The organism is Amphritea sp. (assembly GCF_048266285.1).
Classification (GTDB): Bacteria; Pseudomonadota; Gammaproteobacteria; order Pseudomonadales; family Balneatricaceae; genus Amphritea.
The window spans coordinates 295,327-311,739 of the sequence record NZ_JBLWZV010000002.1; the positions used below are offsets into that span (position 1 = coordinate 295,327).

Genomic DNA, 16,413 nt, shown 5'->3' on the forward strand with positions numbered 1-16,413 from the left:
GTCGAGCTCTTTCCATTGAGTATTCGTAGAAGGTGGTGGGCCTTGCAGGACTTGAACCTGCGACCGATACATCTCTACTAGAGAGTTGAGTCGAGCTTTTTCTGTTGAATATTTATGGGAGGTGGTGGGCCTTGCAGGACTTGAACCTGCGACCGATACATCTCTATTAGAGAGTTGAGTCGATTTTTTTCTATTGGATATTTATGGGAGGTGGTGGGCCTTGCAGGGCTTGAACCTGCGACCGATACATCTCTATTAGAGAGTTGAGTCGAGCTTTTTCTGTTGAATATTTATGGGAGGTGGTGGGCCTTGCAGGACTTGAACCTGCGACCGATACATCTCTATTAGAGAGTTGAGTCGAGTTTTTTCTATTGGATATTTATGGAAGGTGGTGGGCCTTGCAGGACTTGAACCTGCGACCGATCGATTATGAGTCGAGCGCTCTAACCAACTGAGCTAAAGGCCCCCATAGGGTTTGGCTTATGACTAAATCAGTGTGGATGTTAAGCGCTAGGGCTATAGATCAACTGAGTTAAAGCCGCTCTCTGGGAGAGGACGCCCATAATACCACAGGATATTATGGGCGCAACGGTCTGATTTAAAAGATTTTAATGTTCGTCTAGGAAACTGCGCAGATGGTCTGAACGGCTTGGATGACGTAGCTTGCGAAGCGCTTTTGCTTCGATCTGGCGAATTCGCTCACGGGTGACATCGAACTGTTTACCCACCTCTTCAAGGGTGTGGTCAGTGTTCATGTTAATACCGAAACGCATACGCAACACTTTGGCTTCACGGGCGGTTAAGCCGGCTAGCACTTCTTTAGTCGCTTCACGTAGGCCTTCACCGGTGGCAGAGTCGACCGGAGAGTCGATGGTGATGTCTTCGATAAAGTCGCCCAAGCTGGAATCTTCATCGTCGCCGATGGGGGTTTCCATAGAGATAGGTTCTTTAGCGATTTTCAGTACCTTGCGAATCTTGTCTTCCGGCATATCCATACGTTCAGCCAGCTCTTCCGGAGAGGGTTCACGACCCATTTCCTGAAGCATTTGACGGGAGATACGATTCAGCTTGTTGATCGTTTCGATCATATGCACCGGAATACGAATAGTCCGTGCTTGGTCGGCAATCGAACGGGTAATGGCCTGACGAATCCACCAAGTTGCATAGGTGGAGAACTTATAGCCGCGACGGTATTCGAACTTATCAACCGCTTTCATCAAGCCGATGTTGCCTTCTTGAATCAAATCAAGGAACTGCAAGCCCCGGTTTGTATATTTCTTAGCAATGGAGATAACCAGACGAAGGTTGGCTTCAACCATTTCCTTCTTGGCTCGACGAGCGCGGGCTTCACCGATCGACATGCGACGGTTAACCTCTTTCATTTCGTTGAGTGTCAGGTGAATATCTTGTTCAGATTGAACCAGTTTCTTCTGTGCACGGCGCAGCTCAATCTCATGACGTCTGAGTATTTTGGCGTAATCCGTATCAGAGTTCAGCAGGTTATCTAGCCATTCGCTGTTGGTTTCATTGCCAGGAAACTCTTTGATAAATTGACGACGTGGCATTTTTGCACGCTGGGTACAAATCTGCATGATCGTACGTTCTTGCTTACGAATTTTATCAATGGAGCTGCGGACATTGGTGACCAGCATGTCGTAATAGCGAGGCGAAAGTTTGATCGGCGAGAAGGCGTCGGCCAGTTCTTCGAATGCTTTTGCGGCGGTTTTGCTGTTACGGCCTTCTTTCTCTACGGCTTTCTTGTAGGTGTCGAAGGTGCTGCGTAGCAGGTTAAAACGACGTTTGGCTTCCTCTGGGTCAGGACCACGCTCTTTTTCTTCGTCATCGTCATCGTCGTCAGCAGCTTCTGCTTGCTGTGCTGCGGAGGGGATTTCAACGCCGTCATCAGGATCGATATAGCCACTGAAGATGTCGCTCAGGCGAGTTTCTTCTTCAACCGTCATATCATAAGCGGCAAGAATAGCGTCAACCGAGCCTGGGAAGGCGGCTAAGCCGGCCATGACTTCACGTAGACCTTCTTCAATCCGCTTGGCGATTTCGATCTCACCCTGACGGGTTAGAAGTTCAACCGTGCCCATTTCACGCATATACATACGTACTGGGTCGGTGGTGCGGCCAGCGTCTGATTCAACGGCCGCCAGCGCGGCGACAGCTTCTTCATCTGCTTCTTCAGCGGAGTCGCCTTCGGTCATCAGAAGGGTTTCTGCATCCGGTGCTTCTTCGGTGACCGAGATACCCATATCGTTGATCATACGGATTATATCTTCGACCTGGTCCGGATCAGCAATATCTTCTGGCAGATGGTCATTAACTTCAGCATAGGTAAGGTAGCCTTGTTCCTTACCCCTTGCGATCAATTCCTTGAGGCGTGACTGCTGCTTTGAGGTATCTGACATAATTGCCCTTCAGTGATGACAAAAGTGAAAAAAATTAGCCCGACATTATAGCGATTTCGGGGGGGGAATTCTACAGACGGTCTAAGCTTATAGGGATAAATCCCTTATAAAAATAGACTATTTTCAATGCGCTGGGGCAGAAAGGTGAAAATAAGTCTGAGTTTTCTCTGTAGCTCAATTATGGGGGTAGTTTGCCGAATTTCAAGGCGGATGGTTATTTTTCAGGTGTCTTTCTTAGCCGGCTGCCGGCTTGCTTCATGATTAATTGGTTCAGGCGTTGTTTATCCTCGGCACTCAAATGGGGTTGAGACTTGAGTTGTAGTATCTCTCGATCGAGGTGGCGCTCTTGTAATCGGTTAAGGCAATCGCTTAATACTTGCTGTGCATTGCTTGCGTCAATAATCGGTGTTTGGTGAGCGATTTCGTTGAGCTGGCGGATCAGCGGTTTGAGGTGCTCATGTTCCTGCCAGTCGATTGCGAGGATGCCGGGGGTGACACCGGGGTTTTCCTGTAAATAAGAGGCGAGTTGGTAGAGTAGGATTTCAGCACTGTCATCGGAGCTGGCAAGCATCTCAAGATTGCCGCACAACGTCGCTAACGCCGGCAAGTGGAGTAGTATGGAGACCGCGGTACTGCTAGGGTTGAAATGTACGGCTGAGCCGCCCGGTGGTGCAGGGCGCGATTTCTTATTGCCTTTGCCAAACTCTTTTTTTGACTTACGATTCTGGCTGTTTTGGCTAAAGCTGCCTTGCTCAAAGCTATTGAAATCGGGTGGTTGATCAAAATAGCCATCGTCTTGATAATCGGCCGTTTCGTAAGGGTAGTCAGGTTCTGGTGCCGCGTGGCTGACAGTGGTTTCTTGCAGGTTGTTAACACTCACTAGTTGTTCAAGGCTCAATCCGGTGAGTTCAGAGATTTTTTCCTGCATCATCTGTTTAAGAATGCCCGGCTGCATCTGATCAATCAGGGGTAGTGCTTGGTTGCTAAATCGAGCACGGCCATCGAGTGAGAGCATGTCGGCCCCGTCTTCCAGTGTTTTAAAGAAAAAATCAGATAGCGGTAATGATTCACTGATGCGCTGTTCAAATTTATCGCAGCCTTCTTGGCGTACCAAGCTATCGGGATCTTCGCCTTCGGGGAGGAATAGAAAGCGCGCTTGTTTGCCATCGGTAATGACGGGTAAAGTTGTATCTAGCGCGCGTTTGGCTGCTTTTCGCCCGGCTTCATCACCATCAAAGCAAAATATGACTTCAGGCACCATCTTGAGTAATCGCTCGAGGTGCTGTGCGGTGGTGGCGGTACCTAGGGTAGCGACGGCATAGCCGATGCCGTATTGCGCTAAGCCGACGACATCCATATAGCCTTCAACGATAATCAGGCGATCCAGTGTTTGGTTAAACTTACGTGCTTCATATAGGCCGTAGAGTTCGCGGCTTTTATGGAAGGTGTCGGTTTCCGGGGAGTTAAGGTATTTGGGTTTTTCATCGCCGAGTACTCGGCCACCAAAGGCGATCACCCGACCACGCATATCTCGTATTGGAAACATAATGCGTTCCCTGAAGCGGTCGTAATAGCGCTCGGTTTCCTCTTTTTTGATCAGCATGCCGGCTTGTTCAAGCCTAACTTTGGTCGCTTCGTCTTTGGCGAGTTTTTTAAGCAGGTTGTCCCAGCCCGGTGGTGCGTACCCAATACCGAAACGGGCGGCAAATTGCCCGGTCAGGCCGCGGTCTTTAAGATAGCTAACTGCGATCTCTTTGTTGGAGTGCTCTCTAAGCTGTCGCTGGTAAAAGGCGGAGGCCTCTTCTAGTAGGGCATAGATATCCTTGATGCGTTGCTCTCGTTGATGATCAACGGGGCCGTCAGCTTTTGGCATCTCAACGCCCGCTAGCTTGGCGAGTTCTTCTACGGCTTCAGGGAAGCTAAGACGGTCATGTTCCATTAGAAAGCTAAGCGAGTTACCACCGGCACCACAACCAAAGCAGTAATAGAACTGTTTTTCATTGTTGACGGTAAATGAAGGTGATTTTTCTTTATGGAATGGGCAGAGGCCAGAGTAGTTTTTGCCGCTGCGCTTAAGCTTTACGCGGGCTTCAACGATATCGAGAACGTTGACGCGTGCAAGAAGGTCATCAATGAAAGATTGCGGTATACGTCCGGCCATAATGTCAGACTACCTGCTGATTAGAGGATGGGGTCAGCAGTTGTATTAACTATTTAACGCGTTTTTGACGAGTTGGCTGATAGCGCCCATATCTGCGCGACCTTGAACCTGAGGTTTGACTAGTGCCATGACCTTGCCCATCTCTTGCATATTTTGCGCGCCGGAATCTGCTACGGCTTGCTCAACAATGGTGGCAAGTTCTGACTCTGTCAGAGGTTGAGGCAGGAACTCCTTAATAACAAGAAGCTCCTGTTGCTCAATATCGGCCAGATCATCACGACCGGCAGTATTAAACTGCTCAATCGAGTCGCGGCGCTGTTTTTGCATTTTATCGAGCGTCGCGAGTACGCGTGCATCATCTAGCTCAATACGTTCATCAACTTCGATGCGTTTGAGCTCAGACAGGATCATCCGGATAGTACCCAAGCGCTCTTTTGCTTTCGCGCGCATGGCTGCTTTCATCTCGATACTGATGCGTTGCTTCAGTTCGGACATACCGGTCTCCTGTCTGTATTGGGCTAGTTAATGCGTGGTGAAGATCTTAGTACAGACGTACGCGGCGCTGGTTTTCGCGCTGAACTTTCTTCAGGTGACGCTTAACAGCAGCAGCAGCCTTACGCTTACGGATTGAAGTTGGCTTTTCGTAGAATTCACGACGACGCACTTCAGCCAGAACACCGGCTTTTTCGCAAGAACGTTTGAAACGACGCAGAGCTACGTCAAATGGCTCGTTTTCTTTAACTTTAACTGCTGGCATATAATACCTTACCTTTCCTGTAGAAATTTAATGTCTGTTCCGCTGAGTATTAGACACAGCTGGCCAATAAGGGCCGGTATTTTATTCTTATGGATCGACAGTGTAAAGCCTAAATACGATGAAATGATTGTTAAAATGGATGATAATAGCCCGATCTCAACTGTCCTGCGGTTTTAAGGCGGGCATTTATCCATGATTATGAGCGAGAACAGTTAACAATGCGTGTGCTAGGAATCGAAACCTCCTGTGATGAAACCGGTGTGGCTATCTATGATAGTGAGGCTGGCTTGTTGGGTGATGCTCTCTACAGTCAGATTGCGGTGCACGCTGAATATGGCGGTGTTGTGCCTGAGCTGGCATCCCGAGATCACGTGCGCAAACTGTTGCCGTTAGTCAAAGAGGTATTGCAGCAGGCCAATATGACCGGCAGTGAGCTGGATGCGGTTGCCTATACGGCAGGCCCGGGGCTTATTGGTGCATTGATGGTCGGGGCTTCGACGGGGCGGGCTATGGCGCTGGCGTGGGATGTTCCGGCCATTGGTGTGCATCATATGGAGGGGCACTTATTAGCGCCGATGCTGGAAGAGCATCCGCCGGCCTTTCCGTTTGTCGCGCTGTTGGTCTCTGGAGGGCATACGCAGTTGGTGCAGGTTGATGGTATCGGTGAGTACACGCTACTAGGTGAATCCCTTGACGATGCTGCCGGTGAGGCCTTTGATAAAGCTGCAAAGATGATTGGCCTTCATTACCCGGGTGGGCCAGAAGTCGCGCGCTTGGCAGAGCAGGGCGATCATAGTCGGTTTCGTTTTCCGCGGCCGATGACCGATCGCCCAGGCTTGGATTTCAGCTTTAGTGGATTGAAAACATTTACGCTGAATACTGCTAATGATCTGCGGGTGGATGGCGAGTTGTCCGACAAAGATCGATGCGATATTGCCGCGGCCTTTGAGGATGCGGTGGTTGATACCTTGGCGATAAAATGCCGTCGAGCGTTACAGCAAACCGGTTTTAAACAGTTAATTATTGCCGGTGGGGTGAGTGCCAATCAGCGCTTGCGAGATCGTCTAGAAGAGATGGTTAAGAAAGAACGAGCTTCGCTATTCTATGCTCGTCCTCGTTTTTGTACCGACAATGGCGCGATGATCGCTTATGCGGGATGTCAGCGTCTTATGGCGGGGCAGAGCAGTGATCTGTCGATTCAGTGTCAGCCTCGTTGGCCGATGGATACCCTTGAACCTATCGCGAACGTTTGAGTTAAATAAGCGTGCTGGTGAGGTGTCTATTCTTCTGTAGCATAACAGGCGTGGCGCCACAGCGGCCGTGCGATCTGTGCTTTGCCGGTACTCTGCAGTTGTTGTTCGCTTGTCGTTATAGCGGATTTTCTTGACAATTTAGTAGTTTACGGATGTTTTGGTGGTGAGTCGCCAATATAAGACTGCTCATGATGATAAGTGGCAATAGCAGTTCTGGAATGACTAACCAGCAGAAGGCCGGGCTCATTAAGGCCATCCCCACCGCGGCCAGTGATGAGATTCGCCGAATCGCCAATAATAACAGCCAGACAGCTATTTGAAAAAGTGCCAGTCGGTAGTCTAGGAAAAGGCAGCAGCCCAGCATGGTGGCCACACCCTTGCCACCTCTGAAACGCAGAAAAATAGACCAAACATGACCGATTAGGGCGCATATTCCCACTAATGCTTGGTCAAATAGTGTCAATTCAAGCCATTGTGCAATGGATACGGCTAGCATTCCCTTACTGATATCGCCGGTCAGAGTTAGTAATGCTGCAGCTCTGTTGCCTGTCCGCAATACATTGGTTGCACCTGGGTTGCCAGAGCCGAGTTGACGAGGGTCGCCGATCCCCATAAAGTGGCAAACAAGCACAGCATTAGAAATAGAACCTAGCAGATAAGCGACGACCATTACGCACAGCGTTGTTGCAGCATCTGCTTCGATCATAGTTCTGGTCCGCTGTTCTTTAAGGGTTAAACTATTTTTTATAGCGTACTTATGCACAGGATGAAAGCAGTAAAGGTGCGTGAAGGAGTTCAGGGATGAAGAAACTCATAGTGTTTGGGCTGTTGTTACTGGCAAACTACTGTTCCGCAGGATTGCGAATGGAAGATGGTAGTTTGATCAGGGCTGGTGATAATATTGGTCTTATCTATTCTCAGTGGGGAAAAGAAGATCATCGACTTATTAGTGAAGAAACCTGTAATCACATCATTAAGTTAAAGCGAACATATTGCTCAACCCGGCGGCTTATTTGGTGGCGTAATGGCCGTTATATACTGGTGCAGGTGGCGGGGCGGATGATTATTAAAACAAGTTGGACTCGTTCAAAGCGAGCGCTTAAAGCTCCGCTTTAAATGCTTAGTGAAGAATCTGAGATCAATTTCAGGATTGTAAGGGTTTTGTCTTGGATATTGTGTACATTGAGGGTTTAAAGGTAGAAACCGTGATCGGAATCTACGATTGGGAACGCGAAATTCGTCAGACCGTCTGTCTAGATATTAAGATGGCGACGGATATTCAACAGGCTGCGGCCGCTGAAGATATTGATAGCACCCTTAATTATAAGACAGTCTCTGATCGCTTAATCAGCTTTATTGAAACCAGTGAGTTTTTGTTGGTTGAGACCATGGCGGAGGAGATTGCGCAGATTGTGATGGATGAGTTTGGTGTACGTTGGTTAAAACTGAAGCTGGGTAAGCCCGGCGCTGTGCCAATGGCCCAAGATGTTGGTGTAATTATTGAACGAGGAGAGCGCTTCTGATGGCTGAGGTGTTTGTAAGTATCGGTAGTAATACCGACCGTGAAGTCTATATAGAACGCTGTCTTGAGGCACTGGATGCTCAGTTTGAAAAGCTTGAGCTGTCGCCGGTTTATGAAAGTGAAGCGGTGGGGTTTGATGGCGATAATTTCTATAATCTTGTCGCGTCTTTCAAGACCGAATTATCGGTTGGTGAGTTAAGCAAAGCGTTAAAGAAAATTGAAGATGACAATGACCGGTGCCGTACTTCAGAGAAGTTTAGCGGCCGAACGTTGGATGTGGATATTCTGACCTACGACGCGCTGATCGGTAAGATTGACGGTGTCACATTGCCCCGTGATGAAATTACTGAAAATGCTTTTGTGTTGTGGCCGTTAGCCGAGCTTGCACCAAAGTCTCGTCACCCTGTGTTGGCAGAAACTTACCAGCAGCTATGGTTGGATTACGATAAAGAAAAACAATCACTGAATCCGGTGTCGTTTGTCTGGCGAGATAAAGACCTCTCTGCCTGATGTGCAAGCCAGCAGTGAAATAGACAGGGGTAAACTATGGAAATGGGCACGCTTGTGTTTTTAGTCATCGTTGTTGCGTTGGTGCTTTACGTAGTGGCGATTTACAACCGACTAGTGACATTAAAAAATCGTTTTCAAAACAGTTTTTCGCAAATCGATGTGCAACTGAAACGGCGCTACGATCTGATTCCGAACTTAGTTGAGACAGCGAAAGCCTATCTTGAACATGAGCGAGGAACGCTAGAAGCGGTTATTGCTGCGCGTAATGAGGCGCTGGCGGGGCTTAAGGCGGCTGCGGCTAATCCCGGTAGTGCTGAGGCTTTAGCGCAACTGGCGCAAGCTGAGGGCGGCTTGCAGGGAGCGATGGGCAAACTGAGTATTGTGGTTGAGGCGTATCCAGAGCTAAAAGCCGATACCAATATGCGTCAGCTCAGTGAAGAACTGACTTCGACCGAAAACCGTGTTGCTTTTTCACGGCAGGCCTTTAACGATGCGGTAACGGAATACAATAGTTACAAGCAGAGTTTTCCACCAGTGATTTTTGCGGGCACCTTTGGCCATGTACAAGATGCTTCACTGCTCGAATTTGCAGATCGAGAGCAGCTACAAGCTGCACCTAAAGTGAGCTTCTGAAGCGCGCGTGTTTAGGATTAGAGCGCCACAAAGTCTATGAATTTCTATAAGGCACAAGACCAGGCCCGTCAGCGTAGCCGACTGCTATTAGTGCTGTTTGTGCTACTCAATATAGGCCTGGTTTGCCTGATTAATCTGTTGTTCGCTTGGTATCTCTGGGTGAATGACGATCCTCTCTCACTGCCCGATAGGGTATTTCTTGATTATCTGAGTTGGCAACGCATCTTCTGGGTGGCCAGTGCGATAGCGCTGTTATTAATATTTGCTGCTTGGCTAAAATGGTTGGATGTTAAACAGGGCGGTGGCGCGGTCGCTGAGCAACTTGGTGGTGAGCAGGTGTTGCCGTTAACAGCCGATACTGCAGAGCGTCGTTTGGTCAATGTGGTTGAAGAGATGGCCTTGGCGGCGGGGGTTCCTGTGCCGCCGGTTTATGTGATGCGTCGAGAGCAGGGTATTAATGCCTTTGCGGCTGGGTTAGGCATTAGTGATGCGGCCATCTGTGTTACTCGTGGGACTTTAGATAGTCTGGACCGGGATCAATTGCAGGGCGTTATTGCGCACGAGTTTAGTCATATCCTGAATGGTGATATGCGTCTGAATATGCGTTTGCTGGTGATGTTGCACGGTATGGTGTTTTTCGCCGAACTTGGGCGGGTGTTTGCCAGTAGTCGCAGCAGTTGGTGGGTTGATTCGACTAAATCTCGTAGCTCTAATCGCGGTTACTTAGTCTTGTTAGGGGTTGGTTTGATGGTGGTTGGCTGGTGTGGCGTGATGGCCGGTAACATGATCAAAGCGGCCATTAGTCGGCAGCGTGAGTTTCTGGCGGATGCCTCTGCGGTGCAATTTACTCGCAATCCTGAAGGTATTGGAGGCGCGCTGAAAGTGATTGGTGGTAGCCACGTTCAGGGGCACTTAGAACATCCGGAGTGTCAGGAAGCCGGTCATCTGTTTTTTTCGGCGGTGATGCCGAGTTGGCTTTGGTCGACACATCCACCATTAGATGTACGTATTAGAAAGGTTGATCCTCATTGGGATGGTCGCTACCTGCAACCCCAAGCCACATTAACCGAAACCAACGCGAATGCTGATGAAGCGATCAAGGCTAATCGTCCTGAGACCCGGGTGATAGAGGGGTTGTTAGGGACCTTAGCTGGAGCTGAGTTGATGAAGGACTATCACGCCTCGGAGGTTGCTGCTGGGCAGCAGGAGGATTCACTGTATCAGTTGGCCAGAGACCCTTATGATGCCCGCGTAGTGTTATTGGGGTTGCTGATCGATGGTGATCAGGCTGTTCGGCAACAGCAGTTGAAGCTGATAGCGGCAGAAGAACAGGCGCTGGTTGATAGGCTGTTGGGCTGTTTTGAACAGTTTGAACGCTTGCCTCGCGCGGAATATTTGGCGTTAATCGAGCTAACACTGCCGGCGTTGAAGGTGCAGTCTGCCAGTCAATATAAAGCGTTTAAGCGCTTGCTGCTGCAAGTGGTACAGGCTGATCAGCAGATAGATCTATTTGAATGGGTTCTGTATCAGTTGGTGAGTCGCTATTGTGATGCGCACTTTGGGGCGGTTCGGTCGCGGCAAAATCGGCATAAACAGATTGATTCATTAGCCGATGAGTATGCGGTCGTTATTTCGATGCTGGCCTATCATGGTGAAACCTCGGAGGATATGACGCTCAAAGCCTTCAATCGAGGTGCCGGGGTGGTCGGGTTGTATACGCTCAATATCGTTTCTCGATCCGATTGTACCCGTGAGCTTTTTTCCGCCGCGGTGGTTGAGTTAGCCGCTGCTACTCCCTTTTTACGTCAGCGGATGCTTAAAGGGATGGTGCAGGTTGTGCGCCATGATGGTCTGATTATGCCGCTTGAGCGGGAATTAATGACCGCGATCGCCGCAGTGATGGAAAGCCCATTAACTGGGCTCGATGAAGGTATTGAAGGCTAATGACTATAAAGGGACTTGCCGCCGTCTACCGCAATGATCTGGCCGGTAATAAAGCGCTGTTGAGCCAGAAATAATACCGTCTCAGCAATATCTTCAGGCGCGCCAGCACGCTTTAACAGGGTTTTATCGACAATCGCGGCCTGCTCGTCTGGGCTAATGGCCGCGGCTTGCTCCGGCCAGAGAATAGGGCCGGGCGCTACGCCATTCACCCGTACTGCCGGTGCTAGCTCTTTGGCTAGGCTAAGCGTCATCATTTGTAGGCCCGCTTTGGCGATTGAGTAGATCGGATAGCCTGGTAGGGCCCGTTGGGCGTGGATGTCGATCAGATTGATTATGCAGCCCTGTTGTTGTGTTAGCGAAGCGGCTAATTGTGCCGAGAGGAAGTAGGCGGCTTTTAGGTTGCTGTTAATCAGGTCGTCCCACTGTTGATCACTGCTCTGCTCCAGTGGCGTGGGATAAAACGAGGATGCATTGTTGACTAGTAGATCGAGTTGGCCCCAGCGTTTAAGTGCTTTGTTGGCTAGCTGTGATACCTGTGTTGTGTTGTTTAGATCTGCTTGAACGACGCAGGCACTATCGGTCTTGGTGCTGTTGAGTTCTTGTGCGAGCTGCTCTGCTTCAGTCAGCGAGTGGTGACAATGGATGATCACCCGATAGCCCTGTTGCCAGAGTTGGCGGGTAATGGCTGCACCAATTCTGCGTGCAGCGCCGGTAATCAGGGCGACAGGTTGACTCATTATTTTTGGCCATCGATTTGTTGTTGGCAGAGCTGCAGTTGTGCCTGTTGAATCGCTTTACCCAGTGCCTTGCCCTTAAAACCTTGTTGCATGAGTTGCTTGGGCTCGACCTGCTGTAGCGATTGCAGTAGCTCGGGTAGAAGTGTTGTTACGCTCAAATCATCAGCACAGATCAGTGCACAGCCTTGTATGAGTAAGTCGAGATGCTCACTGCGACGCAATAGGTCGAGATCTTTGACTAATTCGAGTCGCTGTTGAGCGTCGAGCTCAGTAAAGTGGCACAGCTGGTCAGCTTGAGCGCTAAACTGTAAAGCTAGATCCCGGTATGCATTAGGGGCGCGGTGAACATCACAAAATGTTTTGATCAGTTGAATAGATTCCGCTTTAGAGGTATTAGCAAATGCGCTGCGCAGCAGTATGGCAAAGCGTACCCGTGCGTCCGCGGGTTGGCTAATGGCGCTGAGTGTCTGTGGGTTGTTCACCGCAGGCAGTAGCTCAGGGAACAGTTTTGAGAGAGCATTCGCTTGTTTTAACGTCAACAAAAATTGCTGCGGTGCTGTCTCTCCTAAAGCACGTTGGAATTCCTGCCATACCCGTTCAGCGGTGAGGTGTTCGAGTTCATCGCTGGCGGCCAGTTGCTGCATTAGTTGGAGTGTTTCAGGAGCAACGGTAAAGCCCAGTGGCGCATAGCGAGCCTGAAAGCGCGCCACTCTAAGCACTCGAAGTGGATCTTCAGCAAAGGCCGGTGAAACATGGCGAAGCTGTTTGCGTTGCAGATCAAGCTGGCCTTGATAGGGGTCGATAATATTGCCATGGTCATCCATCGCCATGGCGTTAATGGTCAGATCGCGGCGGACTAGATCCTCTTCGAGTGTGACTTCAGGACTGGCATGATAGAGAAATCCGGTATAGCCTTTACCCGATTTTCGTTCAGTACGGGCCAGTGCATATTCTTCGCCGCTCTCCGGATGGATAAAGACCGGAAAGTCTTTGCCAACGGGGCGAAAGCCCTGCTGTTGCATCTGTTCGGGCGTTGCGCCAACAACTACCCAGTCTTTATCGTAGACGGGGTAATTAAGTAAACCGTCTCGAACCGCACCGCCTACCAGATAGATCTGCATCGTTTAGCTGTTCGCGCATTGTTCGGGACGACTTGCTTGCCAGAGTTCGAAGCCGCCATCGAGGCTATAAACTGCATCAAAGCCCTGCTGGATGAGAAAGCCCGCGGCCGATTGACTGCTAAAACCGTGGTAACAGCAAACGATCACAGGGGTGTCCATATCGGCGGCTTGGATAAAGTCATGCAGGGTTTCGTTGCTCAGGTGTACCGCATTTTTGATATGGTTTTGTTGATAGCTTTGTGGATCACGGATATCCGCAATAACGGCGCCCTCGGCGATCAATGTTTCCGCGCGGACGATATCGATACATTCAAAGTTGTCCATCAGTTGCCATACCTTTGATTACTATTAACAGAAAAGATTTGCTGATCTTCGAGCCGTAGGGCAGTGAGTTTGCCACCCCAGACGCAGCCGGTATCCAGCGCATAAACGTTCGCCCGGTCGGCTTTGCCTTCCAGTGCAGCCCAATGACCAAAGACGATGCGGCTTTGATCGAGTATTTTACCTTGATGTTTGAACCAGGGTAAGAAACCTGTGGGTTGACTGGATAGAGAGCCTTTGGCAGAAAATTCCATCCGCCCTTTGCTATCGCAAAAGCGCATACGGGTAAAATAATTGGTAATGGTTCGCAGGCGATCAAAGCCTTCTAGGCTGGGCGACCAACAGGTAGGTTGATTGCCATACATCCGCTTAAAAAACTCACTTGCCAGTGTGCTTTGTAAAACAGTTTCAACTTCTCTGGCCCGTTTATGTGCTTTTTTCAGCGACCACTGGGGAGGGATGCCGGCATGCACCATGGTAAATCCAAGTTGTTCATCGGTTACCAGTAGCGGTTGGGAGCGTAGCCATTTCATTAGCTTGTCGGCATCCTCCGCTTGTAAGATATCCTCAAAGGTATCTGAGCGTTTGCTCTTGATTGTGCCGCTGTAGACCGCCAGCAGATGTAGGTCGTGGTTGCCGAGTGTGACGACGACCCGGTCCCGAATGCGATACAGGAAGCGCAGAGTTTCGAGTGATTTAGGGCCGCGGTTGACTAGATCTCCAGCCAGCCAAAGTCGGTCGCGATCGCTAAAATTGATATGCTGCAGTAAGGCTTGTAGCTCGTCATAGCAGCCTTGGATGTCACCCATTGCATAGGTTGCCATTTAATTACCTCAATGCAGCGCGTTTGGCAGAGCCAGGGTGAACGGCTCTATGTCAGCATTGAACGTCTGGCCGTCGTTGGTTTTCATCTGATAGTGCCCCTGCATACTGCCAACGCGGGTGGCCAGTACGGTGCCACTAGTATAGCTATAGCTTTCTTGGGGTTCGATGACGGGTTGTTCACCAATGACGCCTTCGCCTTCTACTTCCTGAACCTGTTCGTCGCCATCGACAATCAGCCAGCGGCGGCGCAGCAACTGCACCGGCTGGGGCTCAAGGTTAGTGATGGTGATGTGATAGGAAAAAACATAGCGCTTTTTCTCCGGGTCGGATTGCTCCGGAAGATAGGCCGTTTCCACATTGATGTCGATATTATGAGCGGTGTCTGAGTAGATCATATAGTTTCGTTATCAGTTGTTATTTACTGCTCAGATAATCACTTATCCGGATAAAGTCAGTCAGTGCTAGTCGTTCAGGACGAAGGCCTGGGTCGATACCCAGTGTTTCGATTTCATCGACGGCGAGTAACGGTTTGAGGTTGTTACGCAGGGTTTTTCTGCGTTGCCCAAAAGCGGTGCGAACCACGGTTTCGAGTTTACTGATGTCCTGCGCCTTATGAGGCAGCTCTTTGTAAGGGATGAGACGCACAATGGCGGAATCAACTTTGGGTGCAGGATCGAATGCGTGGGGCGGTACCAGGAACAGCGGTTCGATTTGGCAGTAATACTGAGCCATGATGCCGAGTCGGCCATAGGCGCTATCACCCGGTTGCGCTGCGAGCCGGTCGACAACCTCTTTCTGTAGCATAAAGTGCATATCTTCGATCTGATCAGCAAAGGTGAGTAGATGGAAAATCAACGGCGTGGATATGTTATAAGGCAAATTGCCAACAACTCGAAGCTGCTCATCCTGCTGTTGCAGTGTGCTGAAATCAAACTTCAGCGCATCACCTTCATGAATAGTGAATTTATCGGCATAGCTGAAAAACTTGGTACGCAATATTGGAATCAGGTCACGGTCGAGTTCGACCACATCAAGGCGCTGACACAGATCTAGTAGCTCTTCAGTGATGGCGCCGAGACCTGGGCCGATCTCTATCAGGTGTTGCTGCTCACCCGGTGCAATGGCGCGGATAATACGGCGAATAACGCCCTGATCTTGTAGGAAATTCTGGCCAAAGCGTTTACGTGCTTTATGACCTGCAGGCTTATTACTCATTCACTGTTCCGGTATGACGGTTAGCTGCCATCTCGGCAGCGTAATTGATGGCGGTTAGTAGACTGCCGCAATCTGCGTTACCGCTGCCGGCGAGATCGAGCGCGGTGCCGTGATCGACAGAGGTACGGATAATCGGCATTCCGAGGGTGATATTCACCGCGCGGCCAAAGCCTTTATATTTTAGCACCGGTAGCCCCTGATCATGATACATCGCCAGAACCGCATCGGCGGTTTTAAGCAGCTTGTCGGTAAAGAGAGTGTCTGCGGGCAATGGGTCGCTAAGATTATACCCTTGGGCTCGCAGGCGATCGATAACGGGTTGGATAACGTCGATCTCTTCCCGTCCCATATGGCCACCTTCACCCGCATGAGGGTTTAAGCCGGCAATCAGAATTCTGGGGTTGGGCAGGCCGAAGCTTTGCTGCAGATCTTGGTGTAAGACCTCCAGCACTTGCTCTAGTAGCGGCTGGGTGATGGCGGCGGGTACTTCGGCTAAAGGGAGATGAGTGGTCGCTAATGCGACTCGTAACCCTTCAGTCGCTAACATCATGACGACTTTGCGAGTATCGGTTAGCTGTTCGAGAAACTCGGTGTGACCGCTGAATGGAATACCCGCATCATTAATAACCGCTTTATGTACCGGGGCCGTCACCAGCGCAGCAAATTCACCGCTTAAGCAGCCTTGAGTTGCACGGCTCAAGGTGTCAAGAATATAGCGGGCATTTGCCGGATTTAGTTGTCCTGGCACAGCGGTTTTAACGAGGCTAATCGGTTCAATCCAGAGTGTGCCGGGGGCCGTCGGTAAGATCGCGTCATCCGCCTTGTAGGGTAGCAGTTTGATGGGCAGGTTTAGCTGGCGTGCTCGCGCCTGCAACATCAATGGATCCGCAATAATAATTAATTGGTGATTATGTCCCTGCTGGGCGATCTGGATACATAGATCCGGCCCTATTCCGGCAGGTTCGCCCGGGGTCAGGGCCAGTCTGTATGTTTGCATCAG

18 protein-coding genes and 1 tRNA gene are annotated in these 16,413 nt (G+C 50.0%); 6 read left to right on the forward strand and 13 right to left on the reverse strand.

All coding sequences use genetic code 11. The annotated features are described in order from the left end of the window. Window positions 1-389: 389 nt before the first annotated feature. The 5 genes from ACN0T0_RS04890 to rpsU all read right to left on the reverse strand — a co-directional run bounded on the left by ACN0T0_RS04890 (window position 390) and on the right by rpsU (window position 5,332). Window positions 390-466, reverse strand: a tRNA-Ile gene (locus ACN0T0_RS04890). Between the two features lie 142 nt (window positions 467-608). Beyond that, entirely contained in the window at window positions 609-2,414 is a 1,806-nt protein-coding gene (rpoD, locus tag ACN0T0_RS04895) for an RNA polymerase sigma factor RpoD (protein ID WP_417223858.1), read from the reverse strand. Window positions 2,415-2,628: 214 nt separating this feature from the next. Further along, window positions 2,629-4,575, reverse strand: coding sequence for a DNA primase (gene dnaG, locus ACN0T0_RS04900; RefSeq protein ID WP_417223860.1), 1,947 nt, complete (start codon window positions 4,573-4,575; stop codon window positions 2,629-2,631). Between the two features lie 45 nt (window positions 4,576-4,620). Then, a complete protein-coding gene (locus ACN0T0_RS04905) occupies window positions 4,621-5,070 on the reverse strand; it encodes a GatB/YqeY domain-containing protein (protein WP_417223862.1) in 450 nt (149 codons plus the stop codon). Window positions 5,071-5,116: 46 nt separating this feature from the next. Continuing rightward, window positions 5,117-5,332, reverse strand: coding sequence for a 30S ribosomal protein S21 (rpsU, locus tag ACN0T0_RS04910; RefSeq protein WP_019622914.1), 216 nt, complete (start codon window positions 5,330-5,332; stop codon window positions 5,117-5,119). Between the two features lie 218 nt (window positions 5,333-5,550). Between rpsU and tsaD the strand changes: the two genes are divergently transcribed. Further along, on the forward strand, window positions 5,551-6,585 hold the full coding sequence (tsaD, locus tag ACN0T0_RS04915; protein WP_417223864.1) for a tRNA (adenosine(37)-N6)-threonylcarbamoyltransferase complex transferase subunit TsaD: 1,035 nt from the start codon (window positions 5,551-5,553) through the stop codon (window positions 6,583-6,585). A 115-nt stretch (window positions 6,586-6,700) separates the two neighbouring features. Here the strand turns inward: tsaD and plsY are convergent, their stop codons facing one another. Next, the gene (gene plsY / locus ACN0T0_RS04920; RefSeq protein WP_417223865.1) at window positions 6,701-7,291 is read right to left on the reverse strand and encodes a glycerol-3-phosphate 1-O-acyltransferase PlsY; all 591 of its coding nucleotides are present in this window, start codon (window positions 7,289-7,291) and stop codon (window positions 6,701-6,703) included. Between the two features lie 95 nt (window positions 7,292-7,386). Here plsY and ACN0T0_RS04925 point away from each other — a divergent pair, with 95 nt between their 5' ends. Genes ACN0T0_RS04925 through ACN0T0_RS04945 form a run of 5 tightly spaced genes read left to right on the forward strand, consistent with a single transcriptional unit; the run spans window position 7,387 to window position 11,194 of the window. After that, entirely contained in the window at window positions 7,387-7,701 is a 315-nt protein-coding gene (locus ACN0T0_RS04925; RefSeq protein ID WP_417223867.1) for a hypothetical protein, read from the forward strand. 50 nt (window positions 7,702-7,751) lie between these two features. Beyond that, window positions 7,752-8,108, forward strand: a complete 357-nt coding sequence (gene folB, locus ACN0T0_RS04930) for a dihydroneopterin aldolase (RefSeq protein WP_417223869.1) — start codon at window positions 7,752-7,754, stop codon at window positions 8,106-8,108. Then, window positions 8,108-8,617 (forward strand): 2-amino-4-hydroxy-6-hydroxymethyldihydropteridine diphosphokinase, encoded by a 510-nt coding sequence (gene folK / locus ACN0T0_RS04935; protein WP_417223870.1) that lies wholly within the window; start codon window positions 8,108-8,110, stop codon window positions 8,615-8,617. The genes folB and folK overlap by 1 nt, the downstream gene beginning before the upstream one ends. 36 nt (window positions 8,618-8,653) lie before the next feature. Beyond that, complete coding sequence (locus ACN0T0_RS04940; protein ID WP_417223871.1) at window positions 8,654-9,250, forward strand: LemA family protein; 597 nt, start codon at window positions 8,654-8,656, stop codon at window positions 9,248-9,250. Window positions 9,251-9,286: 36 nt separating this feature from the next. Then, complete coding sequence (locus ACN0T0_RS04945) at window positions 9,287-11,194, forward strand: M48 family metallopeptidase (RefSeq protein WP_417223873.1); 1,908 nt, start codon at window positions 9,287-9,289, stop codon at window positions 11,192-11,194. On the opposite strand, the gene ACN0T0_RS04950 is transcribed toward ACN0T0_RS04945, so the two are convergent. Genes ACN0T0_RS04950 through pdxA form a run of 7 tightly spaced genes read right to left on the reverse strand, consistent with a single transcriptional unit; the run spans window position 11,191 to window position 16,410 of the window. Continuing rightward, window positions 11,191-11,931, reverse strand: a complete 741-nt coding sequence (locus tag ACN0T0_RS04950; RefSeq protein WP_417223874.1) for a pteridine reductase — start codon at window positions 11,929-11,931, stop codon at window positions 11,191-11,193. The two genes, ACN0T0_RS04945 and ACN0T0_RS04950, sit on opposite strands and share 4 nt — an antisense overlap. After that, window positions 11,931-13,052, reverse strand: coding sequence for a hypothetical protein (locus ACN0T0_RS04955; RefSeq protein WP_417223876.1), 1,122 nt, complete (start codon window positions 13,050-13,052; stop codon window positions 11,931-11,933). The genes ACN0T0_RS04950 and ACN0T0_RS04955 overlap by 1 nt, the downstream gene beginning before the upstream one ends. Before the next feature lie 3 nt (window positions 13,053-13,055). Beyond that, window positions 13,056-13,376, reverse strand: a complete 321-nt coding sequence (glpE, locus tag ACN0T0_RS04960; RefSeq protein ID WP_417223877.1) for a thiosulfate sulfurtransferase GlpE — start codon at window positions 13,374-13,376, stop codon at window positions 13,056-13,058. Beyond that, on the reverse strand, window positions 13,376-14,197 hold the full coding sequence (locus ACN0T0_RS04965; RefSeq protein WP_417223878.1) for a symmetrical bis(5'-nucleosyl)-tetraphosphatase: 822 nt from the start codon (window positions 14,195-14,197) through the stop codon (window positions 13,376-13,378). Before ACN0T0_RS04965 ends, glpE begins: the two co-directional genes overlap by 1 nt. A gap of 9 nt (window positions 14,198-14,206) precedes the next feature. Continuing rightward, window positions 14,207-14,593, reverse strand: a complete 387-nt coding sequence (apaG, locus tag ACN0T0_RS04970) for a Co2+/Mg2+ efflux protein ApaG (RefSeq protein ID WP_417223880.1) — start codon at window positions 14,591-14,593, stop codon at window positions 14,207-14,209. Window positions 14,594-14,612: 19 nt separating this feature from the next. Next, the gene (rsmA, locus tag ACN0T0_RS04975; protein WP_417223882.1) at window positions 14,613-15,413 is read right to left on the reverse strand and encodes a 16S rRNA (adenine(1518)-N(6)/adenine(1519)-N(6))-dimethyltransferase RsmA; all 801 of its coding nucleotides are present in this window, start codon (window positions 15,411-15,413) and stop codon (window positions 14,613-14,615) included. Further along, entirely contained in the window at window positions 15,406-16,410 is a 1,005-nt protein-coding gene (gene pdxA, locus ACN0T0_RS04980) for a 4-hydroxythreonine-4-phosphate dehydrogenase PdxA (protein WP_417223884.1), read from the reverse strand. The genes rsmA and pdxA overlap by 8 nt, the downstream gene beginning before the upstream one ends. Window positions 16,411-16,413 lie beyond the last annotated feature (3 nt).